Genomic DNA, 23,132 nt, shown 5'->3' on the forward strand with positions numbered 1-23,132 from the left:
TTCTTCATACAGCTTCCTCAAGAATGATATCGGCGATGCGCTCGGCGGCATCGACCTTGGCCAGGGCACGCGCGGCTTGCGCCATCTGCATGCGGCGGGCGGGATTTTCGGACAGATCGCGCAGCAGTGCGGCAATGCCGTCGGCCAGCGTTCCGTCCTGCTTCAGCAAAACCGCAGCACCGCGCTCGACCAGATACTCCGCATTGCGGGTCTGGTGATCGTCGACGGCAGCGGGGAATGGCACCAGCACACTGCCGACACCGACCGCGCACAGCTCGGCCAGCGTCGAAGCGCCCGCGCGGCACACCACCAGGTCGGCCCAGGCGAAGGCCTCGGCCATGTCGGCGATGAACGGCGTGATGTCGGCCAGCACGCCGGCCTTTGCATACGCCTCCACCGCTTCGGCGTGCATTTTCTCGCCACTCTGGTGGCGCACCTGTACCGGAATGCCGGGGCCGAGTGCGGCGATCGCCTGCGGCACGCCGGTGTTCAGTGCACGCGCGCCCTGGCTGCCGCCAACCACCAGCACGCGCAGCGGTCCGTGGCGGTCGGCGAAGCGCTGTTCCGGCGGTGCGGTGGCGGCGATCTCTGCGCGCACCGGATTGCCGACGAACTCCTCACGCTCGGCGAAGGTACCCGGGAAGCCGGTGAGGAGGCGGCGCGCATAGCGCGACAGGATGCGGTTGGTCATGCCGGGCGCGCGATTCTGTTCGTGCACCAGCAGCGGGAGGCCGTGCAGGCGGGTGGCCATGCCACCGGGGCCGGAGGCAAAGCCACCGAAGGCGACCACCGCGCGCGGCTGGCGCTTGCGGATGATCATGCCGGCAGCGCGCAGCGCGCGCATCAGCCGCCAAGGCGCGCCCAGCAGGGCCAGCTTGCCCTTGCCGCGCAGGCCGGTGATGGCCAGCGTGTCGATTGGAATGTCGTGCTGCGGCACCAGTCGCGTTTCCATCGCGCCGTCGGCGCCCATCCAGGTCACCGGCACGCCGCGCTCGCGCAGCACGCGGGCCACAGCCAGGCCGGGAAAGATGTGACCGCCGGTGCCACCGGCCAGGATCATCACCGGGCGCACGCTATCGGTGGCCGCGCTCATGACAGCCTCCCGAAGGTCGGTTCGATACGCGACTGAAGGCGGCTGGTGCCGCGCGCGGCGTTTGCTGGAGCTGCGGCCGTCGCCCCGGCGCTGATCGGCGCGCTGGCGGCCACCTGCACGGCTGGCTCGCCCACCGGCTCAGCAGCTGCGTCTTCGGCACCACCGATGCGCACGGCCTGGCGGCGCTCGGCACGCTTGAGTTCATAGGACACGCGCAGCAACAGGCCCATCGCAACGCAGGTCATCAGCACCGACGAACCGCCGGAGGAAATCAGCGGCAGAGTCAGTCCCTTGGTCGGCAGGATGCCCAGGTTCACGCCGATCGAGACGAAGGTCTGCATGCTGATCCACAGGCCGATGCCGAAGGCGATGTAGCCAGAGAAGTGGCGCTTCATTTCCACGCAGCGCATGCCCAGCCAGAAGGTCCGGCCGACCAGCAGCGCGTACAGGGCCACGATCACGCAGGTGCCCAGGAAGCCGAATTCCTCGGCGGTGACCGAGAAGATGAAGTCGGTATGCGCTTCGGGCAGGTAGTACAGCTTCTGCACCGAGTTGCCCAGGCCGACGCCGGTCCACTCGCCACGGCCCACCGCCATCAGCGCGTTGGACAGCTGGTAGCCGTCGCCCTGCTGGTCGGCCCACGGGTCCAGGAAGGAGGTGATGCGGCGCATGCGGTACGGCTCGATGATCGCCAGCGCGCTCATGCCGACCAGGCCGATGATCACCGGCATCGACATGCGCGGCATGTTCACCCCGCCCAATACCAGCATGCCGGCGGTGATCGCCAGCAGCAGGGTGGACGAGCCGAAGTCCGGCTGCAGCAGCAGCAGCACCACCAGCGCACCGGCCACGCCCAGCGGCTTGAGCATCGCCGGCCAGGTCGCGTTGACCTCGTCGCGGAAGCGCACCAGGTAGCTGGACAGCCAGACGATGTAGAGCACTTTCACCGCCTCGACCGTCTGGAACTTGGAGATGCCCAGGTTGATCCAGCGGCGCGCACCGTTGACCGTGCTGCCCAGGCCCGGCGTGAACACCGCCAGCAGCAGCACGAAGCAGCCCAGCAGCAGCATCTGGTTGTACTGCTCGATGGACTTCAGCTCGGTACGGGCGGCAAGCACCGCCAGCACGATACCCACCGCCAGGAAGATCAGGTGGCGGTTGAGGTAGTAGAACGGGCTGCTCATCAGCGCGATCGAGCTGGACGCCACCATCACCACGCCAATGCCGGTGAGCGCGATGATCGCGCCCAGCAGCCACTTGTCGTAGCTGCCTTCGATGGCTTCAAGGCGTGTTGCCTGGCGGGACAGGTCGTTCATCTCAGCGCACCTTCAACGTGGCCAGGCCGATCAGCACGAGCACGACGGAGATGATCCAGAAGCGCACGATCACGCGCGGCTCCGGCCAGCCCTTCAGTTCGAAATGGTGGTGGATCGGCGCCATGCGGAACACGCGCTTGCCGGTCAGCTTGAACGAGGCCACCTGGATCATCACCGACAGCGTCTCGATGACGAACACGCCGCCCATGATCACCAGCACCAGCTCCTGGCGGGTGATCACCGCGATGGTGCCCAGCACCGCGCCCAGCGCCAGCGCGCCGATGTCGCCCATGAACACCATGGCCGGATAGGTGTTGAACCACAGGAAGCCCAGGCCCGCGCCGGCGATGGCCGCGCAGATGATGACCAGTTCGCCGGCCCCCGGGATCTGCGGGATCTGCAGGTAGTTGGCGAACACTACGTTGCCCGAGGCGTAGGCGAACACGCCCAGCGCGCAGGCCACCAGCACGGTCGGCATGATCGCCAGCCCATCCAGGCCGTCGGTCAGGTTCACCGCATTGGAGAAGCCGACGATCCAGAAGTAGGCGATGGCCACGAAGCCGATGCCGGCCAGCGGCAGCGCCACCGACTTGAACATCGGGATGTAGAAGGTCAGCGCTGCCGGCACGTCGGCTGTATGGAACAGGAACAGGCCAGCAGCCAGGCCGAAGATCGACTGCAACAGGTATTTCCAGCGCGACTTCAGCCCGTTCGGGTCGCGGCGGACGATCTTGATCCAGTCGTCATACCAGCCGATGGCACCGAAGCACAGCATCACTGCCAGCACCAGCCACACGTAGCGGTTGCGCAGGTCGGCCCACATCAGCACCGACAGGGTGACGGTCAGCAGGATCAGCGAGCCACCCATGGTCGGCGTACCGGCCTTGGAGAAATGGGTCTGCGGACCGTCCTTGCGGATCGGCTGGCCGCCCTTGAACTGGGCAAGCTTGCGGATCATCGCCGGGCCGAGCCACAGCGACAGGAACAGGGCCGTCAGCGCGGCAAGGATGGCGCGGAACGTCTGGTAGTTGAACAGCCCGAACAGGCTCTCCAACTGCTGCAACCATCGAGCCAGTTCATACAACATGCGGGGATTCCTCTCCTTGCGCCAGCAGCGCTTTGACAATCGTGTCCATGGCGCTGCCACGGGAACCCTTGACCAGGCAGCGCACGCCGGCGTGCAGCTCGTCCTTCAGCGCCTTCGACAGCGCGTCATGGGTGGCGAAATGACGGCCGCCTTCGCCGAAAGCGGTAGCGGCAGCGGCGCTGAGCGGGCCCAGCGCATACAGGCGCTTGAGGCCGGCCGACCGCGCGCGGACCCCGGCCTGCGCGTGCAGCGCTCCGGCGTCCGGACCCAGCTCACGCATGTCGCCCAGCACCAGCCAGCCCTCTTCCGGCGCGGCGGCCAGGGCGTCGATGGCCGCGGCCAGCGAACCGGGATTGGCGTTGTAGCTGTCGTCCACCAGCACCGCGCCATTGCGCAGCAGATGGGCAATCTGGCGGCCCGGTACCGGCTGCGCCTCGGCCAGGCCAGCCGCGATCAGCGACAGATCGACACCGGCGGACAGCGCCAGGCTGGCGGCAGCCAGCGCATTGCTGACGTTGTGGCGACCCGGCAGGCCGAGCACCACGCGAGCCTGGCCGGCCGGCGAGACCAGGGTGAACTGGCTGCCCTGCGCACCTGCGCGGATGTCGCGCGCGGTCACATCAGCAGTATGTTCCAGGCCGTAGCGCAGCACGCGGCAGCGTGCCGGGGTACCGACGAAATGCTGTTCGAACCAGCGGCCGTAGGCATCGTCGGCGTTGATCACCGCCACGCCATCGGCCGGCAGTGCGGCATAGATTGCGCCCTTGGTCACCGCCACGCCAAGCAGGCTGCCCATGCGTTCCAGGTGTGCCGGGGCGATGTTGTTGACCAGGGCATAGCGCGGGCGGGCGATTTCGGTCAGGTAGGCGATATCACCCGGCTTGCCGGCGCCCATCTCGTAGACGGCGTAGTCGGCATCTTCCGGCGCATCGATCACCGCCAGCGGCAGGCCGATCTCGTTGTTGCGGTTGCCCGGGTTGGCGTAGACCACCTTGTGGGCGTGCTGGGCCACCTGCTGAAGGATCGACAGCAGCAGGCTCTTCACGCTGGTCTTGCCGTTGCTGCCGGTGATCGCGAACACCTCGGTGTCCCGGTCACGCTGCATGCCGGTGGCGATCTTCGCCAGTGCAAGCTCGCTGTCGGCCACCAGCACCTGCGGCAGCTCGACCGGCAGCAGGCGCTCGACCAGCAGCGCGCTGGCACCGCGCACCTGTGCGTCGGCGGCAAAGTCATGGCCGTCGAAGCGCTCGCCGCGCAGCGCCACATACAGGCTGCCCGGACCGAGGCTGCGGGTGTCATTGCTGACCGCGTCGATGGCCACGTCGTCGCCGTGGATCTCACCGCCGGCCCAGTGGGCGATCAGCGAAAGCAGAGTGCGCTTCACGCGGCACCCTCCCCGGCCTGCGCCTCTAGTACACCGGCCTTGGCCGCCAGTGCAGCGGCAGCCACCTCGGTGTCGTCGAAGTCATGGCGCACACCGTTCACTTCCTGGTACGGCTCGTGGCCCTTGCCAGCAATCAGGATGATGTCGCCGGCACCGGCACGCTTCACCGCCAGGCCGATCGCACGCGCGCGACTGCGCTGCACGGTCACGGCATCGGCATTCTGGAAGCCGGCCAGGATGTCGGCGACGATCACGTCACCGTCTTCGCCACGCGGGTTGTCGTCGGTGACGATGACCTGGTTGGCCAGGCGCTCGGCGATCGCGGCCATCTGCGGACGCTTGCCGGTGTCACGCTCGCCGCCGCAGCCGAACACGCAGAACAGCGTACCCTGCAAGTGACCATGCAGGCTGCCCAGCGCTTGTTCCAGCGCGTCCGGGGTATGTGCATAGTCGACCACCACGGTCGGCAGGCCATTCTCGCCGCCGAGGCGGTTCATGCGGCCGCGGATCGGCTGCAGCGCCGACAGCACCTCGGCGATGCGCGGCAGCGGCTGGCCCTGCGCATGCAGGGTACCGGCCACCGCCAGCAGGTTGTCCACATTGAAGCGGCCCAGCAGCGGCGAATGCACGGCCGCGCGCTGGCCGTCGATGACCAGTTCAAACGCAATGCCACGACCATCTAGCTGCAACGCTTCGGCGCGCACGCTGGCATCGCTGGCACCACGCGAACTCAGGCCGATCGGCTGCACGCCCACCGGCAGGACGGCGAACAGCTGGCGACCGAAGGCGTCGTCCAGATTGATCACCGCTGCCTTCAGGCCCGGGCGATGGAACAGCCGCGCCTTGGCCGCGCCGTAGCTGGCCATGTCGCCGTGGTAATCCAGGTGATCGCGGGTGAGGTTGGTGAACACCGCCACGTCGTAGTGCACGGCATCGACGCGGCCCTGGTCCAGTGCGTGCGAGCTGACCTCCATCGCCACCGCGCGCGCACCGGCGTCGCGCAGCTGTGCCAGCAGCGCATGCATCTGCAGCACCAGCGGCGTGGTGAAACCGGTCGGCTCGACCGCACCATAAAGTCCGGCGCCCAACGTGCCGATACTGCCACTGGGCGTTCCGAGCAGGTGCCAGGCCTGGGCCAGCAGCTGCACGGTGGAAGTCTTGCCGTTGGTGCCGGTCACGCCCACCATCGCCATCGCCCGCGACGGCGCGCCATGGAACTGGTCGGCCATCGCACCCATGCGTGCGCGCAGGCCCGGCACGGCGATCGCATCGGCTGGCGCCGGCAGTTCGGCCGGTGCCGGGGGCTCGAACAGGATGGCGCTGGCACCGGCCGCGCGGGCCTGCTCGACAAAGTTCAGGCCATGCGCGCCGAAACCGGCGATGGCGACGAAGGCATTGCCGGGACGCACGGCGCGGCTGTCCAGCGCCAGCCCGGTCAGAACGGGATCATGGCCCGCCAGGGCCACGTCCGGAAGCAACTGCGAAAGCAACATCGAAGGACTCATTGCGTGCCTCCCGTAACGGGGGGCGTCTGGGCGTGCGCGCTCGGCAGCGCAGCATCGAATTCAGCGGCGGCATCCACCGGCAGCGCGGTCTCGGCCGGCGGCGCGGGCAGGATCGAGGCCGAGTGGCCGACCTTGCCGGACTGCTGTGCGGCCAGCCACGACTGCAGGTCATCCAGCGGCACGTCCATCAGGCGCAGTGTGCCTTCCATCACGTTGTGATAGACCGGCGCCGACACCAGGCCGCCGTAGAACTTGCCGGCCTGCGGATCGTTGATGACGATGACGGTGGCGAAGCGCGGGTTGGTGGCCGGCACCACACCGGCAAACAGCGCGTTGTAATGGCCACGCTCGTAACCACCCGGGCCGGTCTTGCGCGCGGTACCGGTCTTGCCGGCTACGCGGTAACCCAGCACCGCTGCCTGCTTGGCGCCGCCCTGGGTGACCACCGTTTCCATCATCGCCACCACCTGCCTGGCGACGCTCTCGTCGATGATCTGATGCGCTTCGTTGCGCTGGCCCTTGACGAAGGTCGGCGCGATCAACTTGCCGCCATTGGCCAGCGCCGAGTAGGCGGTGGCGATCTGCAGCGGTGTCACGTTCAGGCCGTAGCCGTAGGACATGGTGGTCTTGGTGGCACCGTCCCAGTTGGCCGGGCGCCGCACCACGCCACCGGATTCACCCGGGAACCCGCTGTGCGGCACCGAGCCGTAGCCGAAACGGCGCACGCCGTCATAGAACACCTGGTCCGGCATCTTTGCCGCGACCTTGGCCGCGCCGATGTTGGAACTGCGGGTGATCACGCCGGTTACGTTCAGCACGCCGTTGTTGCGCGGCACGTCGCGGATGGTGAAGCGGGCCACCTGCATGTAACCCGGGTTGGTATCGATGATGGTGTCCTTGGTCACCGCACCAGCCTGCAGCGCCGTGGCAATCGTCAACGGCTTCATCGTCGAACCCGGCTCGACCAGGTCGGTCACCGCACGGTTGCGGCGCGCATCGGGCAGCGCGCCGGTCAGCGAATTCGGGTTGTAGGTGGGCAGGTTGACCATGGCCAGGATCTCGCCGGTGTTCACGTCCATGATCACCATCGAACCGCCGGCCGCTTTGTTGGCCACCAGCGCGTTGCGCAGTTCCTTGAACGCCAGGTACTGGATGCGGCGGTCGATGCTGAGCGTCAGGTCCTTGCCCGGTTCGGCGGCGCGCAGCAGATCGCTTTCGACGGTCTCGCCCTTGCGGTTGCGGATCACCCGCTTGGCACCGGCCTTGCCGCGCAGCCATTCGTCGAACGCCAACTCCAGGCCTTCCTGGCCGCGGTCGTCGATGTTGGTGAAGCCCAGCACGTGCGCCATCGCCTCACCCTGCGGGTAGAAGCGGCGGAACTCGCGCTGCGCGGCCACGCCCGGAATCTTCAGCGCGACCACCTTTTCTGCCTCGTCCGGATTGATCCGGCGACGCAGGTACATGAATTCCTTGTCCGACTTCTGCGACAGGCGGCTGCTCAGCTCATCCACAGACATGCCGACCGCCTGGGCCAGCTCCGGAATGCGCTCGGGCGAACGCAGCAGGTCCTGCGGATTGACCCAGATCGAGGCGACCGGGGTGGACACCGCCAGCGGCTCGCCGTTGCGGTCGGTGATCATGCCGCGCGAGGTCTTGATCGGCAGCTCGCGCAGGTAACGGGCCTCGCCCTGGCGCTGGTAGAAGTCGCTGTTGATGATCTGCACGTAGGCGGCACGACCGACCAGCGACACCGAGCACAGGCCGAGCGCCAGCGCGACCCAGCGCAGGCGCTGGCGCAGGTTGAAGGCGTTGCGCGGGCGGTTGCGGCCGGTCTTGCTCATGGCCGCACCACCACGATGTCGGCGGCCTCGGGGAACTTCATGCCGAGCTTCTCGCGGGCGATGCGATCGACACGGTTGGCTTCGGCCAGGGTGGCCTGTTCCAGCTGCAGGCGACCGAACTCCAGGTTGATGTCATCGCGCTTGCGCTCGGCGCGCGACAGTTCGATGAACGTCTGCCGGTGACGATGACGCACGAACACGACGCCGATCGCCGAGGCCACGGTGGAAGCCAGCAGGATGATCAGCAGCAACCGGCTCATGCGTCGGCCTCCCGCTTCTGCGCCACGCGCAGCACGGCGCTGCGGGCACGCGGGTTGGCGGCCAGCTCTTCGTCGGTGGCCTTGATGGCACCGCCGATCAGGTCCAGCGTCGGCACGAACGCGACCGCCTCGGGCAGGCGGCGGTTGGCCGGCGGCGCCTTGGCCAGGCGGTTCATGTACTGCTTGACGATGCGGTCTTCCAGCGAATGGAAGCTGATCACCGCCAGGCGGCCACCGGGCTTGAGCCGTTCCACGGCGGCATCCAACCCGGCCTCCAGATCGGCCAGCTCGCGGTTGATGTGGATGCGGATGGCCTGGAAGCTGCGCGTGGCCGGGTGGATCTTGTCTTTCCCACGCGGCATCACCGAGGCGATCAGCTCGGCCAGTTCGGCGGTGCGGGAGAAGGGCTGCTTCTCACGGCGGGCCACGATGGCACGGGCGATGCGGCGGCTCTGGCGCTCTTCGCCGTAGGTCCACAGCACATCGGCGATCTCGCGCTCTTCCACGCGGTTGATCCACTGCGCGGCGCTTTCACCACTGTCCGGATCCATGCGCATGTCCAGCGGGCCGTCCTTGCCGAAGCTGAAGCCACGTTCGGCCACGTCCAGCTGCGGCGACGACACGCCGAGGTCGAACAGCACGCCGTCCAGGCCTTCGGCCGTCGCATCCCACTGCAGCAGCTGGGCGAAGCTGCCACGGAAGATGGACACGCGCGGGTCCGGCGCGAAATCGCGCTCGGCAACGGCGATGGCTTCCGGATCCTTGTCCATGACCAGCAGGCGCCCCTCGGGACCGAGCTGGGTGAGCACGCCACGTGCATGACCGCCACGACCGAACGTGCCATCCAGATAACGTCCGTTTTCGATCACCCTCAGGCCTTCAAGGACCTGGGTGTACAGGACCGGCAGGTGCACCGCCGGCGACTGCGACACCGGAAGGTGACCGGTCTGCGCTTCTGGGCGCATCCGGGCACCCCGGCTCACAACTTCAGGTCGAGCAACCCATCACCCAGATCCTCGTCAGACAACGTCTGCTGGATCAGGGCCCGATGCGCCTGCTCGCTCCACAATTCGAACTTGTCGCCCATACCGAGCAATACCGCCTTCTTTTCAATGCCCACCGCACCGCGGTGGCTGGCGGGGATGCTGATGCGACCGTTGCCGTCCAGTTCCAGATGGGCGGCCGAGCCGACCAGCTTCTGCTGCAACAGGCGCACGACGCGCTGGGTGTTGGGCTTGGACATGACGTCGTCGCGGACCCGCTCCCATTCCGACTCTGCATACAGCCACAGGCAGCCGGCTTCGAACGGGTTGTAGGTCAGCACGAGACGGTTGTTGCTGGCGCGCGCGACGAGGTCGCGGTAAGCGGTGGGAACCGCCATGCGCCCTTTATCGTCAACTGTGATGGCCGTCTCGCCCTGGAACACGACGCGTGCACCTATCCTTCGCCCGGTGAAACATTGAACCACGAAAACCCACAAAACACCCGGATTTCCCTCTGATGCCCACCTTAGCAGCGGGCGAAGGGTTGTCAACAACTTTTCAGCGGGGAAATCGCCAGCCGCATCAATGGCTTGCAACAACCTTTAGAGAATTGTTCAAGGCTTATCCACAAGTTGCTGATCCGTCTCAATTTTTGAGATTGAACGGAAGTTCAGGGGTGTGGACAGAGCGTGAAACATCGCTCGCGCATTCATCCGGGACGGGCAGGAAGCGGCGCCAGACTGCGCAAACCGTGCACAATGAGGCCATGTGCCTGCTCGCTCTTGGCTGGATGCACCACCCGCGCTGGCGGCTGGTAATGACCGGCAACCGTGATGAGTTCCACGCCCGCCCGACAGCGGCGCTGGCCCCCTGGCAAGATGAGACCTCCGTCATCGGGGGGCGCGACCTGCGCTCCGGCGGCGGCTGGGCCGGCGTCGGTGCGGGCGGACGCATGGCCGTGGTCACCAATGTCCGTGATCCGCTGGCCGCCCAGACCGGTCCTTCCCGGGGCGCGCTGGTGGCCGACTTCCTGCGCGGCCGCGACCCGGCCGCCGTGCATATCGACCGGCTGGCGACCGTTGCGGGCGCGTATGCGCCCTTCAACCTGTTGCTGGCCGATAGCAACAGCCTGGAGTTCCTGGGCAACCACCCTGCCGAGCGCCAGCGCCTGGGCCCGGGCGTGCATGGCATGTCCAACGGCGCGCTGGACGCGCCCTGGCCGAAGACCCGGCGGCTGATGGCTGCGCTTGAAGCCTGGTTCGAGGCCGGCGATGAGGACCTGACCCCGCTCTGGGCCGCCCTGGCGGACGAACATCGCCCCGCCGACAGCGACCTGCCCGACACCGGCATCGGGCTGGAACGCGAGCGCTGGCTGAGCCCGGCCTTCATCCGCGGCGACGACTATGGCACCCGCGCCAGCACGGTGCTGCTGATCGACGCCGACGGCCACGGCGAGATCCACGAACGCCGTTTCGGCCCGCAGGGTGCACCGAGCGGACAAAGCCACGTCATTTTCTGACCCGGCCGTCCCGGCCACTGGGCGGATTCTCTTGCCAGCGGGGTAGTGCCGGCCGCTGGCCGGCAACCTTTGGATGCTCGGATTCGCCATGAAGCTGCCGGCCAGCGGCCGGCACTACCCACAGCGCGCTGTCGCGATCCACGCGACGGCAGCCGTCATCGCAGCGGGCCTGAAACGTCATTCAGCTTCCAGCCGCGACCGCGATCCGCCCGTGCCACAGGGGCTCGGTATCGCAGCCCGCCCACTGTGCCCTTTTCGCATTCGGCACTGTGTCTATAAATGTCGGCCCTGACCTCCCAGGGTGGTCGCGCCCGGCACCCCGCCGCGCGATCGACCGCAACCCCAAGGAGGCCCCATGCGCCGCATCCTCATCCTGCTCGCCACCCACCTGCTCGCCCTCGGCCTGGGCTTCGGCCTGGGCGTCTACTTCCTGCCGATCCTGATCGCCCCCGATGATCCACCAGTCGCGCAGGTGCAGGCCGCCATGGATGAGGCCCCCTACCGCACCACGTTTCGCCGAGACCTCAAGGGCAGCGATGCAGTGCATTGGGCGGAAGGCAAGATCAGCGTCAGCTCGGGTCAGGTCGCTTTTGACGGCAAGATGGGCCCGGGCCCTGACTACAAGGTGTACCTGGTCCGCGACTTCGTCGACAACAAGGCCGACTTCCTGAAGGTCAAGGCGCAGGCCCAGCGCATCGGCGAGGTGAAGACCTTCAACCGTTTCCTGGTGGACGTGCCTGAAAGCGTCAACGTGGACGATTACACCACCGTAGTGGTGTGGTGCGAGCGCTTCTCGCAGTTCATTTCCGCCGGACAGTACCGTACGCCGGGCTGAGCAAGGCATGGGGTCGGATCCCTTTCCTCCGGAAAGGGATCCGACCCCGCAATCACGGTAGATCCACGCCATGCATGGAAGAAGAAAGAGGCGGAGCCGGCCGATAAGCCGGGTTCTGTCGTGGACAGTCATTCCTCTAGGCGTTACGTCACCGCAACGCTCAAGCAACCTACCCGGATCCAACGCGGGCCGCGCCAAAGGATCCCTATTTGGTCTTGCTCCAGGTGGGGTTTGCCGTGCCGGTCTGTTGCCAGACTCGCGGTGCGCTCTTACCGCACCATTTCACCCTTACCGGCCTTCCGAAGAAGACGTAGGCGGTATCTTTCTGTTGCACTTTCCGTCGGCTTGCGCCGCCCAGGCGTTACCTGGCACCTTGCCCTATGGAGCCCGGACTTTCCTCGGCACCCCCGAAGGGATGACGCGACTGTCTGGCCGACTCCGCCAGCGCGCATTCTAGCGTACGCACGCCTTTCCTGCCGTGCCGATCGCGGCGTCCGGTTCATCCATCCACGCGTGGCGTGGATCTACCGATGCCGCTGCCCTGGTGGGTGCGGATTCCGCTCTGGTGGGTGCGGACCTTGGTCCGCACGATCGATCAACTGCCGTACAACGCCTTGCGCGGCGCACCGGTCAGTTCCGCGGCCAGCTTCGCGGCGGTCGACGGCGGCAGATGCTCGCTCAGCTTGGCGTAGACGCGGCGGCCATGCGCCAGCAGCGCTTCCTCATCGTCGCCGGCGCCCTGCACCATCACCACGAACTCGCCCTTGCGCTGGTTCTCGTCAGCTTCCACCTTCGCCAACAGGCCGGCCAGGTCACCGTCGAGCACGGTCTCGAACAGCTTGGTCAGCTCGCGGGCCAGCACCGCCGGGCGCTCGCCGCCGAAGATCGCCGCCATGTCGGCCAGCGACTCGGCGATACGGTGCGAGGATTCGTAGAACACCATCGTGCGCACTTCGCCGGCCAGCGCCTGCAGGCGGTCGCGGCGGCCGCTGGCCTTGGCCGGCAGGAAACCCTCGAAGCTGAAACGGTCGCTGGGCAGGCCGGCCACGCTCAGCGCGGCGATGGCGGCGCAGGCACCGGGCACCGGGCTGACCTTGATACCCGCCGCGCGCGCGGCACGCACCAGGCGGAAACCGGGGTCACTGACCAGCGGGGTACCGGCATCGCTGACCAGCGCCAGCGACTCGCCGGCCTGCAATCGCGAAACCAGGCGCTGCGCCAGGGCCTCTTCATTGTGTTCGTGCAGGGCCACCAGCGGTTGCTGGATGCCGAAATGGGACAGCAGCTGGCCGCTGCGGCGGGTGTCTTCGGCACAGATGGCCGCCACCGAACGCAGCACCTCCTGCGCGCGCGGGCTCAGATCGGCCAGGTTGCCGATCGGGGTGGCGACGACGTACAGGGTTGGCACACTCATTTCAGCGGTACTCACGGGGCAAGGGTAGAATCGTAGCGTGTACCCGGCCAAGGCCGCTGCCCTCATCGCATGGACCCGATCATGAACAAGCCCGCCGCACGGATCTCCGCCCTGTCGTTATCGCTGATGCTGCTGGCCGGCTGTGCCACCACCAGCCTGACCAGCGCGCCCGAATCGCCGGCCCAGAGCCAGGCGCTGGCGCTGATCGAACAAGGCAAACCGCGCGACGCCGCCCTGCAGCTGGAAGCGCTGGCCGCAACCCTGAAAGGTGGCGCCCGCAGCAACGCCCTGGCCGATGCCGCCTGGGCCTGGCACCTGGCCGGCGACAGTGCCCGCGCGCGCAGCCTGCTTGGCCAGCTCACCGCCCGCCAGCTGTCCGGCGCCAGCCTGCAGCGCTACCAGCTGACCGGCGCCGAGCTGGCACTGGCCGACAAGCAGCCGACGCAGGCCCTGGCCCTGCTGAAGGAACAGGGCGACAACGTCTTCCCCGCGCTGCGCACGCGCTGGCACGTAGCCCGCGCCAACGCGCTGCAGGGCACCGGCGATGCCTTCGGTGCCGCCACCGAGCGCGCCCGCGCCCACGCCAGCCTGACCGGCAGCGCGCGCAGCGAGAACCAGGCCGCCATCGCCGGTCTGCTCGGTACGCTTGACGATGCCACCCTGCGCAGCCGTGCCGCTGCCCTGCCGGCCAACGACCCGCTGTACAACTTCGCCGGCCGCGCACTGATCGCGCGCGGCCTGCCGCTGCCGCGCCCGTTCGACCGCGATGGCGCCGCCCAGTTCGACACCAGCAAGCGCCCGCCGGCGATGAGCGACGGTTACCGCCCGCCGGCCAAGCTGGCCGTGCTGCTGCCGCTCAGCGGCCGCCTGGCCACTGCCGCACAGCCGGTGCGCGATGGCCTGTTGAGCGCCTACTACGGTGAAAGCCGCCGCCGCCCGGACATCAACTTCTTCGACACCGCCGGCACCCCGGCCGGCGCCCTGGCCGCCTATGACAAGGCCGTCGCCTCCGGTGCCGACTTCGTAGTCGGTCCGCTGGGCCGCGACGAAGTGGACGCCGTGTACGGCCGCCAGCAGCTGCAGGTGCCGGTGCTGGCCCTGAACCGTGGCAAGGACGCGCCGCCGGCCGGCAGCGCCGGCTTCTCGCTGGCACCGGAAGACGACGGCATCGTCGCTGCCGAATATCTGCGCGGCCGCGAGCGCGGCAAGGCGTTGGTGATCAACAGCGCCGACGATACCGGCCGCCGTGCCGCCGCCGCCTTCGCCCAGCGCTTCGCGCAGCGCGGTGGCCAGGTGGTGGCCACCGTCGGCGTCAGCGACGCGGTTGGCGATGTCGGTGCGCAGGTGCGCAATGCCGGCCAGGTCGATGCCGTGTTCCTCGCCGTGCGCGCGCCGCAGGCCCGCCTGCTGGCGCCGCAGCTGGCGCTGGCCGGTGCCGGTGGCGCCACCCGCGTTGGCACCTCGCAGCTGACCGTCGGCAGCGGCAAGGTGGAAGAAGACGTGGCGCTGGACGGCATCGTCTACCCGAACGAAGCCTGGAACGTGCGCAGCGTGTCCGGCCTGCCCTCGGCCAGCCAGGTCGCCAGCACCCTGCCCAGCGCACGCGGTGCGGCCGGCCGCCTGTTCGCCTTCGGCGCCGATGCCTGGAAGATCACCGCCTACCTGGACAAGCTGTCCAACGAAGGCGGCCTGGACGGTGCCACCGGCACCCTGTTCCTGGACAGCAATGGCAACATCCTGCGCCAGCCGGCCTGGTCGACCTTCAATGGCGGCCGGCCGATGCCGATCGTCGGTGGTCGCTGAGCGCAGCCAACGTGGCTCGGCGGTGGAAGCCGCCGCCGAGCAGCATCTGCAACGGGCCGGACTGCGGCCGCGTGCGCGCAACGTGCGTTATCGCGGCGGTGAACTGGACCTGGTGATGGACGATGCCGGCACCGTAGTGTTCGTGGAAGTGCGCTATCGCGCGCGATCCGATTTCGGTGGCGGCGCGGCCTCGGTGGATGTGCGCAAGTGTCGGCGCCTGGCACATGCCGCATTGTTGTACCTGCAGGACAATCCCGCGCTGGCCGATGCGCCGTGCCGCTTTGATGTGGTGGAAGCTACGGGCGAGCCGCCGCAGTTGCAGTGGCTGCGCGATGCGTTCCGGTTGGATGATTGCTGATGGCTACCGTCCGCTTTGGTAGAGGCCGACCTTGGTCGGCGCTTCTGTGCCAACCAAGGTTGGCACCTACCAGCGCGCAGCCTGGCCGGCACGACCATGGTGCGTGACTGATGCCTTCGATCATCACCCATGCCGCTGTGCCGTTGGCGCTGTGGTGCGCCGCTGATCGTGGCCGCATCCCGCCGCGCCTGCTTGCGGCCGGCGTGATCGCCGCCATGCTGCCCGATGCCGATGTACTGGCCTTCGCGCTGCACATTCCCTACGCCGATGCGTTCGGCCATCGTGGCGCCAGTCATTCACTGCTGTTTGCCGGCGTGCTGGCTGCATTGGCCGCGGTGTTGGCGTTCTTTGGTAGCGACCGACCATGGTCGGCGCAGCACAGCTCCGGTAGTCGCCGACCTTGGTCGGCGCTTCTGTGCCAACCAAGGTTGGCATCTACCGTACAAGCCGCTGCATTCGTCTTCGTCTGCGCCGCCAGCCATCCACTGCTGGATGCGATGACCTCCGGTGGCCTCGGCGTTGCCCTCGCCTGGCCGTGGAGCGAACAACGCTTCTTCGCACCGTGGCGACCGATCCGCGTGTCACCGTTCGCGCCACAGTTCTTCAGCGCGCGCGGCATCGCCACCCTGCTCTCTGAACTGCGCTGGGTCTGGCTGCCGCTGGCCGGCGCCGTTGTTGCCTGGAAACTGATCCAACCCGCCCCTGCTGTCCCGCGAGATCCATCATGAGTACTGTCCTGCCCGCCGCGTTGGTTGCCGAACTGTCCGCCCTGCTGGGTGCCGATGGCTGGCGCATGGATGACAACGCGCTGGAGGCGAACGCACAGGACAACTCGTGGCGCCACCAGCGCCCTGCCGCCGTCGCGCTGCCCGCCAGCATCGAACAGGTGCAGGCGCTGGTGCGTGCCTGCCGTGCGCATGGCGTGGCACTGGTCGCGCGCGGCGCGGGCACCGGCACCACCGGCGCGGCCGTGCCGTTGCCGGGCAGCATCGTGCTGTCGTTCACCCGCATGGACCGCATCGTGGAGATCCTCGCCGGTGATCGCTGCGCGGTGGTGCAGCCGGGCGTGCTCAATGGAACCCTGCAGCAGGCGCTGGCCCCGCATGGCCTGTTCTGGGCGCCGGACCCGTCCAGCGCGGAGATCTGCAGTGTGGGCGGCAACCTGGCCTGCAACGCCGGTGGCCCACGCGCGGTGAAGTACGGCACTAGCCGCGACAACGTACTCGGCCTGGTGGCGGTGACCGGCACCGGTGAGGTGATCCGCTGCGGTGGTGCCTACACCAAGGATTCCACCGGCTACGACCTCACCCACCTGCTGGTCGGCAGCGAAGGCACGCTGGCACTGATCGTGGAAGCCACCCTCAAGCTCACCCCGCTGCCGGTCAGCCAGGCCGGCCTGCGTGTGCTGTACCGCGATGCCGATGCGGCCGCGGCCGCCGTATCACGGCTGATGTCGCAGCCGGTGGTACCCACGCGCCTGGAATTCATGGATGCCCGCAGCCTTGAGCTGCTACGTCTCAACGGTGCGGAAGTACCCGACGCTGGCGCGATGCTGCTGGTGGAAGCCGATGGTGACTACGACACCCTGCCCTATCTGCTGCAGGCGCTGGCCAGCGCCGCTGAAGGCGACGGCATGATCGAACTGGACGTGGCGATGGAAGGGCGCGCACGCGACCAGCTGTGGGCCGCACGCAAGGCCTTGTCGCCGGCACTGCGCAGCGTCGCGCCGGGCAAGATCAATGAAGACGTGGTGGTGCCGGTGTCGCGCATTCCAGAGCTTGTGGCTGGCGTGCAGGCATTGGCGCGTGACTACAGACTCACCATCGTCACCTTCGGCCATGCCGGCAACGGCAACCTGCACGTCAACATCCTCTACCATCCGGAGGATGCCGACGAAAACGCGCGCGCGCATGCCGCGCTGCCGAAGATCTTCGAGCTGACCCTGGCACTGGGCGGCACGCTGTCGGGCGAGCACGGCATCGGCCTGGCCAAGCGCGATTTCATGGCGCAGGCCCTCACCCCGGCTACCTTGGTGACGATGCGTGCGATCAAGGCCGCGCTGGACCCGGATGGCATCCTCAACCCGGGCAAGGTGCTGCCGCCGGCATAGATCGCGCGCACTCCTGTAGAGCCGAGCCATGCTCGGCTCACCGCGCGCAGCGCGGACTTCCCGCCTGCGGAACGAAGAGCAGCCGAGCGTGGGCTCGGCTCTACAAAGGCTTGTCGTTCGCGATATCGCTCAGGGTCTGCCGGAAGCTGGGCAGCAGCACGCGGTTGCCATGCCCACTCAGATGATCGTTGTCGAAGAACAACGGTCCGCCCTCTTCCACGGCCGAACAGGTCTGCGGCCCACACAGCAGCGGCAGTGGATCCCACACCGTCAGCGATGGATAGCGCGCTGCCAGTTCGGACAGCAACGCCATCTGCGGCGCTCGCAGCCTCTCCAGATCAGCGCGCGGCATGCTCAGGCCCCCGGCACAAGCCGGGTTGCGGCGGTTGAACCAGTCCGAACAGCGGTACGCACCGGCCTTGAACAACGGCAGCGGCGCATCCAAAACCACATGCACGCCCAGCTTCTGCAGACGTCCAAGAACACGATCAGCCTCATCACGCGCGGCCTGCGCATTGGTCGGGGTGCGCTCGGCAAGCAGTTGACGATAGATTTCCTGTGCATCCTGCCGCTGCCAGTCGAATCCGCGCAGCTCCGGCATGCGCAAGGCCGCCAGCACCACGATGTCACCCGGGCGCGCCTCGCGCTCGATGGTCGACAACGCGTCCTCAATGAAGCCTTGGCAGTCGTACGGGCTGGCCCGCAGCAGGTTGACGAAGCTGCAGCCGCCGCGATCCTGCTGGCGCACCTCCATGCCGGTCTGGCGCGCGACCATGCTGGTCATGGTGCGATACGCCGCCGCGTGCGAATCCCCCACCACGAACAGCCGCCGCCCTTCGAGCGCCGGCGCGCTCACCGGCTCCAGCGGACGCCATGCCGGGTAGCGCCGCGCCTGCCATGCATAGCCGTCACGGGTAACGCTCAGCGAGACCTGCTCGTGGTACTCCACGGTGGCCCAGGCACCCGCGCCACACAGCGCCACCACCGGCAACGCCATCGCCAGCACCTTGGCCGGTGCCAGCCGCAGCACGGGCGCTGCACGGCGCAATGGGCGTTCGACGAAGTGGTAGGACGCGGCCGACACCGCCAGCAGCAGTACCGGATACAGCCACAGCGCAGCACCGTGCAGGCCGTAGGTCCAGCGCAGCAGCACCAGCAACGGCCAATGCCACAGGTACAGCGAATAGGACAAGCGCCCCAGGTAGGCGAGCGGTGCGCAGCCCAGCGCGCGGGCGATGCGCGATGACCCCGCTGTCGACACGCTCGCCAACAGCAGCAGGGTACCGGCCACGGTCGCCAGCACACCCGGCACCGGCATCGCCAGCTGCGGGGCGATCAGCGCACCTGCGGCCAGCAGCGCCAGACCGACCACTGCGACCATGTCAGCGTTCTGGCCCGGCGTGCGCATGCGCATCCACTGGTACAGCAGCGCGCCTGCGGCCAGCTCCCAGAACCGCGCAGGCAGCAGATAGAACGCTGCCGCTGGTGCCGATTGCGCCTGCCAACCTGCCCACGCCAGCGACAGCGCGGTGAGCACCGGCAACAGCCAACGCGACCACGGCCAGCGCTCACGTCCGCGCAGCCAGACGAAGAACAGCAGCGGGAAGACCAGGTAGAACTGCTCCTCCACACCCAGCGTCCACGTGTGCAGGAACGGGTTGAGTTCGGCGCCGGGTGAGAAATAGTCGTCCTGCTGCCCAGCCAGCACGATGTTGCTGAAGCCGACCAGCGCGGCCCAGCCGGTCTGGTCGAACTGCTCGTTGCGCCACGCGCGGGGAATGAACAGCGCCGACAGCACGAAGGTGGTCATCAGCATTACCAGCAGCGCCGGCAACAGGCGCAGCACGCGTCGACGGTAGAAGTCGAGCAGCAGTGCGCCGAGTGATGCGTTGGTGCGCGACGCCAACGACTGGCTGATCACGAAGCCGGACACCACGAAGAACAGGTCCACGCCGGTGAAGCCGCCGGGCAGCCATGTGGCGTTGGTGTGGAACAGGACAACGGCCAGCACCGCCAATGCACGCAGGCCGTCAATGGCCGCATTGTGGGAACGTTCGGGAGGGGACATGCGGGTGACCGGCAGCGAGCGATCCGGCAGCATCGCCACCGTTTGCGCAATCATTCAATGGACGATCGCGACAGGGCGGGTGTGTGTTTAGGTTCGATGCAGCCTGTGGGCCACTGCAGGGCCGAGCCCTGCTCGGCTGCCCTTCGTCCACATCGCGTTGAGCCGAGCATGGGCTCGGCTCTACAGCAGCAGCGGGGTCAGAGCCCATTGCCCAGGCAATGGGATCCGACCCCGCTGCACGCCCGCTTACCAGGCCTTGCGCAGGCCCAGCTGGCCGCCCACGTTGCGGTAACCGTGGTCGCCGCGCTGCACGGACAGGCCACCCCACGCACCCCAGCGCTGGCCCAGCTTCAGCTCGGCACCGGCCTGCACCTCGTAACGGTTGCGTGGCACGTCCGCGCCCAGCGTGTCACCGTTGAACTGAAACGTGCTGGCGCCGCTGCCACGCAGCCAGTTCACGCCCAGGTACGGCTGCACGGCATTGTCGGCTGCAGTGCCATGGCCAAACACACGCACGCCCAGGCGCCCGCTCAGGCCACCGGCATCGGCGTGGTCGATCACCGTGCCGTTGCTCTCCACGTGGCGATCGGCGCGGAAATCGACATGGCTCAGCTGCAGTTGCGGCTGCACGTACAGCGCGCTGGCGCTGCCCTGCCACACGTTGAAGGTGTAGCCGGTCTCCAGCGACACACTGGCCATGCGCGAATCATAGTGCTCCGGCGCCAGGCCGATGCCCTGCACCCGGTTATCGAAGCGGCCGTACTGCAGGTTCGCATCCATGTACGCGCCCTGCGTGCCGTCAGCCGCCTGCAACCAGGTGCCGTACACACCCACCGCGCTGCCACGCACCCGCCCCTTGGCGCTGTAGCCGGTCAGATCGGACACTGCACTGCTGTCAGCACGCCCCGTGCCCAACATCACGCCGAACGCTGCATTGCCTCGGCGAACCAGGTCACTGCCGATCTGCAGCACCGAGGTGTTGCCGTCGATCGACAGCTGACCGCCGACCGCGCTGAAGTCCGCCTGCTGCCGGCCCACACGCGCCCACGCGGCACGGCCTTCATCCAGCGATACGGCCCCGATGCGGTCGTTCATACGATGGGAAAACATGTTGATGGCTGCTGACTGGTTTGCCAGATAGGCACCGGCTTCCGGGCGCAGTACCGGCGGCGGCAGGATCGGATTGATTGGATCCACCGGATCCGTCGGGTCGATCGGATCCGGGCCCGGATCGACCGCGCACCCCGGCGCAGCCGGGTTGTCCTGGCAGACATCGAACCATTGCGAACGCAGATACCAGTTGCCATCGGTGGGATCCGTCACGCCCCCCTTGAACAGGAAATACTCGTACGATCCGCCCACCGCGCGGCCGCTCAGTGCGTAGCTCGCCAGTGATGCACCGTCGATCTCGATCAGTTGGATGCCATCCTTTGTCTGCGCACCCACCCCACCGATGTTCTTCACCGCGATCAGCGCATCGCCGGAGGTGTCGCCGCGCACGTGCAGGCGGTCCATCGCGCTGTCGTCGCCGGCCAGCGCGCCCTGGAACAGGAACGTCGCGCCCTCGCTGTGCAGATCGCCGTCCACGGTGAGCGTGTTGAATCGGCCACTGCCGTCGGACAATGCCACGCCACTGTTGAGCACCTGCAGCTCGCCCACCGTGGCATCACCGGCCAGTGTCCACTGGCTGCCGCTCTCGATCGCCATCGTCTGCACCAGACCCGACGAACCCTGCCAGAGCGATCCATCCGCCAGCCGCACGTGCACGTCGGACTGTGGCGGCAATCCCGCGTCCTCATCCTCCGGCGTGATGACAATGTCGCCCTCCATCTGCGAGCCGCTCTCCAGCACCACATCGAAGCGTCCGGCCACTGCGGCATCCAGTGCCAGCGCGATGCCGTTGCCGCCCGATACCAGCGCGCCATTGGACAGGGTCAGGCCTGCATCGCGGCTGCTGCGCAGCCATACACCGCCATGCTGGGCGCTCACCAGCGAACCACCGTCGATGCGCATCCGCCCGTTGTCATTGATCACCGCCGCCCACGCGCCCTCGCCTTCGGTGCGCACATGGGTGTTGCTCAGCGTCATTTCGCCCGTGCCGCCAGACAGCACACCGTGTGAATTGATGCCGGTGGTGCGCACTACACTGTCGGCCAAATGCACGGTGCCACCCAGGCGCGCAATTGCACCGATGGCGCCATCGCCTTCGGTCAGAATGTCGCTGCCGCTGACCTCAGCCAATGGCCGTTGCCCAGGCCCGCCCTGCACATACAGCCCATGCCCATTGAGGCCCAGTGTGCGCAGCTGGCTGGCGCCGATCTGCGTGGTACCCGCGTACAACGCAACCGCCTGCCAACGGTCGCCCTCGGCGGTGATCTGCGAGCGCTCGATGTCGAGCTTGCCTTCATTCATCAGACGCACGGCGATGCCATCGCGCGCGGTGATGACCGATCCTTCCACGCTGGCCTCGCCATCACGTTGGTTGATGTCGATGCCGGTGCTCTCACTGACCAGCTGGCTGTTGCGCAGGGTCAGTTCAGAACCTTCGGTCATGTTGATGCCGAAATGCCCGGACAGATCAACACCGTCCAGCAGCAGCGTACCTCCACCTCCCGTGGCGAAACTGACTGCGCTGGCGTACTCACCGCGCGCGTGGATGGCGCCGCCATGGACTTCGACGTCGCCTCCCACATCCAACCCGATGCCGGAGCGCTCATGACCCAGATCGATCCGCAGATCTTCGAACACCGCCTTGCTGCCCATCGCCACCAGCGCACCGTTCGCGCCCGCGCCACTGGCACTGATCTGGACGTTGCGCAGTACCGCGTCCGAACCCATGGCAATCCACAGCGCGTGGCCCGCGCCGTTCTGTTCGATGCGCAGGTTCTCAGCCGTCACGGTGCTGCCCTGCATATGGATGCCATTGGCATCGCCGTTGATCTGCAGATGGCTGTCGCGCAGCGCAAGGTCGCCATTGCTCACCTGCACGCCGTGGCTGCCGGCGCCATGAGTGACGATGCCGACCCCCGTCGCGGACACGCTGGCCCGGGACGCCGCGATGCCCACTGACGACCGCCCGAGGGTCTCGATCTGGGTGCCGCTCAGTTCGACCCGGCCGCCGTCCACCACCGACACACCTGCAGCACTGCTGCCCAGGGTGGTGATGGTGCCCCCGTCCAAGCGGATCAGACTACCCGCACCCTGCGCCCTCGCCGCGGCCGCACCATTGCCTTCCGTGCGCAGATTGACCTCACCGGCGGGAAGAATGCTGCCGCCATTGAGCGCATGGAAGGCATAACCCGCGGTACTGCCCGCGTCCACCGGCTCGGTGGTGCTGTAATCACCGGCAGCGGGCGTCTGCTCGTCGCCGTCGGCAACCACCTGCTGCGCCAGCACCGGCGCTGTTGTGGAAAGTACGGTGGCCAGCGCCAGGGCGAGGGTACTGCGGCGCGGAAGCGGAAAGTGCATGGCAAGGCTCCGGAAAAAGTGCCGGATATGCTCGGGACGCCACACCCCCGGGGCTATCGAATTCGTTGCGTTCCGCCACAGGTGCGGC

Annotated in this window: 18 protein-coding genes and 1 other RNA gene; 6 read left to right on the forward strand and 13 right to left on the reverse strand. The window is 67.7% G+C overall.

Translation table 11 applies throughout. The features are described from left to right. Positions 1–4 precede the first annotated feature (4 nt). From murG to mraZ, 9 genes are read right to left on the reverse strand one after another with little or no spacing between them, the layout of a single operon-like run. Entirely contained in the window at positions 5–1,093 is a 1,089-nt protein-coding gene (murG, locus tag O0J15_RS00235; RefSeq protein ID WP_155028955.1) for an undecaprenyldiphospho-muramoylpentapeptide beta-N-acetylglucosaminyltransferase, read from the reverse strand. After that, entirely contained in the window at positions 1,090–2,409 is a 1,320-nt protein-coding gene (ftsW, locus tag O0J15_RS00240) for a putative lipid II flippase FtsW (RefSeq protein ID WP_308304884.1), read from the reverse strand. The genes murG and ftsW overlap by 4 nt, the downstream gene beginning before the upstream one ends. A gap of 1 nt (position 2,410) precedes the next feature. After that, positions 2,411–3,496, reverse strand: a complete 1,086-nt coding sequence (gene mraY / locus O0J15_RS00245) for a phospho-N-acetylmuramoyl-pentapeptide-transferase (protein WP_019661070.1) — start codon at positions 3,494–3,496, stop codon at positions 2,411–2,413. Next, positions 3,486–4,880 (reverse strand): UDP-N-acetylmuramoyl-tripeptide--D-alanyl-D-alanine ligase, encoded by a 1,395-nt coding sequence (gene murF / locus O0J15_RS00250; RefSeq protein WP_308304885.1) that lies wholly within the window; start codon positions 4,878–4,880, stop codon positions 3,486–3,488. Before murF ends, mraY begins: the two co-directional genes overlap by 11 nt. Next, positions 4,877–6,385 (reverse strand): UDP-N-acetylmuramoyl-L-alanyl-D-glutamate--2,6-diaminopimelate ligase, encoded by a 1,509-nt coding sequence (locus tag O0J15_RS00255; RefSeq protein ID WP_021203427.1) that lies wholly within the window; start codon positions 6,383–6,385, stop codon positions 4,877–4,879. Before O0J15_RS00255 ends, murF begins: the two co-directional genes overlap by 4 nt. Continuing rightward, the gene (locus O0J15_RS00260; protein ID WP_019661067.1) at positions 6,382–8,226 is read right to left on the reverse strand and encodes a penicillin-binding protein 2; all 1,845 of its coding nucleotides are present in this window, start codon (positions 8,224–8,226) and stop codon (positions 6,382–6,384) included. The genes O0J15_RS00255 and O0J15_RS00260 overlap by 4 nt, the downstream gene beginning before the upstream one ends. Continuing rightward, positions 8,223–8,486 (reverse strand): cell division protein FtsL, encoded by a 264-nt coding sequence (ftsL, locus tag O0J15_RS00265; protein ID WP_005412242.1) that lies wholly within the window; start codon positions 8,484–8,486, stop codon positions 8,223–8,225. The genes O0J15_RS00260 and ftsL overlap by 4 nt, the downstream gene beginning before the upstream one ends. Next, positions 8,483–9,451: a 16S rRNA (cytosine(1402)-N(4))-methyltransferase RsmH gene (rsmH, locus tag O0J15_RS00270; protein ID WP_012479154.1), complete on the reverse strand. Its 969-nt coding sequence runs from the start codon at positions 9,449–9,451 to the stop codon at positions 8,483–8,485. Before rsmH ends, ftsL begins: the two co-directional genes overlap by 4 nt. A 14-nt stretch (positions 9,452–9,465) precedes the next feature. After that, a complete protein-coding gene (gene mraZ / locus O0J15_RS00275) occupies positions 9,466–9,912 on the reverse strand; it encodes a division/cell wall cluster transcriptional repressor MraZ (protein ID WP_004143635.1) in 447 nt (148 codons plus the stop codon). Positions 9,913–10,235: 323 nt separating this feature from the next. On the opposite strand from mraZ, the gene O0J15_RS00280 reads away from it, so the two are divergent. Continuing rightward, on the forward strand, positions 10,236–10,988 hold the full coding sequence (locus O0J15_RS00280; protein WP_308304886.1) for an NRDE family protein: 753 nt from the start codon (positions 10,236–10,238) through the stop codon (positions 10,986–10,988). A gap of 355 nt (positions 10,989–11,343) precedes the next feature. Next, on the forward strand, positions 11,344–11,823 hold the full coding sequence (locus O0J15_RS00285; RefSeq protein WP_164143945.1) for a DM13 domain-containing protein: 480 nt from the start codon (positions 11,344–11,346) through the stop codon (positions 11,821–11,823). An 88-nt stretch (positions 11,824–11,911) separates the two neighbouring features. Here O0J15_RS00285 and rnpB read toward each other — a convergent pair. Together rnpB and rsmI are read right to left on the reverse strand one after the other, a co-directional pair. After that, an RNA gene (gene rnpB, locus O0J15_RS00290) (RNase P RNA component class A) lies at positions 11,912–12,263 on the reverse strand. 155 nt (positions 12,264–12,418) lie between these two features. Beyond that, positions 12,419–13,237 carry a 16S rRNA (cytidine(1402)-2'-O)-methyltransferase gene (gene rsmI, locus O0J15_RS00295; protein WP_308304887.1) on the reverse strand — a complete coding sequence of 273 codons (819 nt, stop codon included), beginning with the start codon at positions 13,235–13,237 and terminating at the stop codon, positions 12,419–12,421. A gap of 81 nt (positions 13,238–13,318) precedes the next feature. Here rsmI and O0J15_RS00300 point away from each other — a divergent pair, with 81 nt between their 5' ends. The 4 genes from O0J15_RS00300 to O0J15_RS00315 all read left to right on the forward strand — a co-directional run bounded on the left by O0J15_RS00300 (position 13,319) and on the right by O0J15_RS00315 (position 17,508). Next, on the forward strand, positions 13,319–15,040 hold the full coding sequence (locus O0J15_RS00300) for a penicillin-binding protein activator (RefSeq protein WP_308304888.1): 1,722 nt from the start codon (positions 13,319–13,321) through the stop codon (positions 15,038–15,040). Further along, positions 15,030–15,398, forward strand: coding sequence for a YraN family protein (locus O0J15_RS00305; protein WP_171953429.1), 369 nt, complete (start codon positions 15,030–15,032; stop codon positions 15,396–15,398). Before O0J15_RS00300 ends, O0J15_RS00305 begins: the two co-directional genes overlap by 11 nt. Before the next feature lie 110 nt (positions 15,399–15,508). Next, a complete protein-coding gene (locus O0J15_RS00310) occupies positions 15,509–16,126 on the forward strand; it encodes a metal-dependent hydrolase (protein WP_155028952.1) in 618 nt (205 codons plus the stop codon). After that, positions 16,123–17,508: an FAD-linked oxidase C-terminal domain-containing protein gene (locus O0J15_RS00315; RefSeq protein WP_308304889.1), complete on the forward strand. Its 1,386-nt coding sequence runs from the start codon at positions 16,123–16,125 to the stop codon at positions 17,506–17,508. Before O0J15_RS00310 ends, O0J15_RS00315 begins: the two co-directional genes overlap by 4 nt. A 100-nt stretch (positions 17,509–17,608) precedes the next feature. On the opposite strand, the gene O0J15_RS00320 is transcribed toward O0J15_RS00315, so the two are convergent. Next, positions 17,609–19,630, reverse strand: a complete 2,022-nt coding sequence (locus O0J15_RS00320; RefSeq protein WP_308304890.1) for an acyltransferase family protein — start codon at positions 19,628–19,630, stop codon at positions 17,609–17,611. A gap of 192 nt (positions 19,631–19,822) precedes the next feature. After that, positions 19,823–23,044, reverse strand: coding sequence for an autotransporter outer membrane beta-barrel domain-containing protein (locus O0J15_RS00325; RefSeq protein WP_308304891.1), 3,222 nt, complete (start codon positions 23,042–23,044; stop codon positions 19,823–19,825). Positions 23,045–23,132: the final 88 nt, after the last annotated feature.

Source organism: Stenotrophomonas sp. Sm10 (assembly GCF_030985515.1).
GTDB lineage: Bacteria > Pseudomonadota > Gammaproteobacteria > Xanthomonadales > Xanthomonadaceae > Stenotrophomonas > Stenotrophomonas hibiscicola.

Excerpts from the sequence above, each read along its gene's own strand:
- O0J15_RS00280 (WP_308304886.1), top strand. The coding sequence starts at position 10,236 with ATGTGCCTGCTCGCTCTTGGCTGGATGCACCACCCGCGCTGGCGGCTG.
- O0J15_RS00315 (WP_308304889.1), top strand. The coding sequence starts at position 16,123 with ATGAGTACTGTCCTGCCCGCCGCGTTGGTTGCCGAACTGTCCGCCCTG.
- ftsW (WP_308304884.1), bottom strand. The coding sequence starts at position 2,409 with ATGAACGACCTGTCCCGCCAGGCAACACGCCTTGAAGCCATCGAAGGC.
- O0J15_RS00325 (WP_308304891.1), bottom strand. The coding sequence starts at position 23,044 with ATGCACTTTCCGCTTCCGCGCCGCAGTACCCTCGCCCTGGCGCTGGCC.
- ftsL (WP_005412242.1), bottom strand. The coding sequence starts at position 8,486 with ATGAGCCGGTTGCTGCTGATCATCCTGCTGGCTTCCACCGTGGCCTCG.
- O0J15_RS00320 (WP_308304890.1), bottom strand. The coding sequence starts at position 19,630 with ATGATTGCGCAAACGGTGGCGATGCTGCCGGATCGCTCGCTGCCGGTC.
- O0J15_RS00255 (WP_021203427.1), bottom strand. The coding sequence starts at position 6,385 with ATGAGTCCTTCGATGTTGCTTTCGCAGTTGCTTCCGGACGTGGCCCTG.
- murG (WP_155028955.1), bottom strand. The coding sequence starts at position 1,093 with ATGAGCGCGGCCACCGATAGCGTGCGCCCGGTGATGATCCTGGCCGGT.
- mraY (WP_019661070.1), bottom strand. The coding sequence starts at position 3,496 with ATGTTGTATGAACTGGCTCGATGGTTGCAGCAGTTGGAGAGCCTGTTC.
- O0J15_RS00300 (WP_308304888.1), top strand. The coding sequence starts at position 13,319 with ATGAACAAGCCCGCCGCACGGATCTCCGCCCTGTCGTTATCGCTGATG.
- rsmH (WP_012479154.1), bottom strand. The coding sequence starts at position 9,451 with ATGCGCCCAGAAGCGCAGACCGGTCACCTTCCGGTGTCGCAGTCGCCG.
- O0J15_RS00285 (WP_164143945.1), top strand. The coding sequence starts at position 11,344 with ATGCGCCGCATCCTCATCCTGCTCGCCACCCACCTGCTCGCCCTCGGC.
- O0J15_RS00310 (WP_155028952.1), top strand. The coding sequence starts at position 15,509 with ATGCCTTCGATCATCACCCATGCCGCTGTGCCGTTGGCGCTGTGGTGC.
- rsmI (WP_308304887.1), bottom strand. The coding sequence starts at position 13,237 with ATGAGTGTGCCAACCCTGTACGTCGTCGCCACCCCGATCGGCAACCTG.
- O0J15_RS00260 (WP_019661067.1), bottom strand. The coding sequence starts at position 8,226 with ATGAGCAAGACCGGCCGCAACCGCCCGCGCAACGCCTTCAACCTGCGC.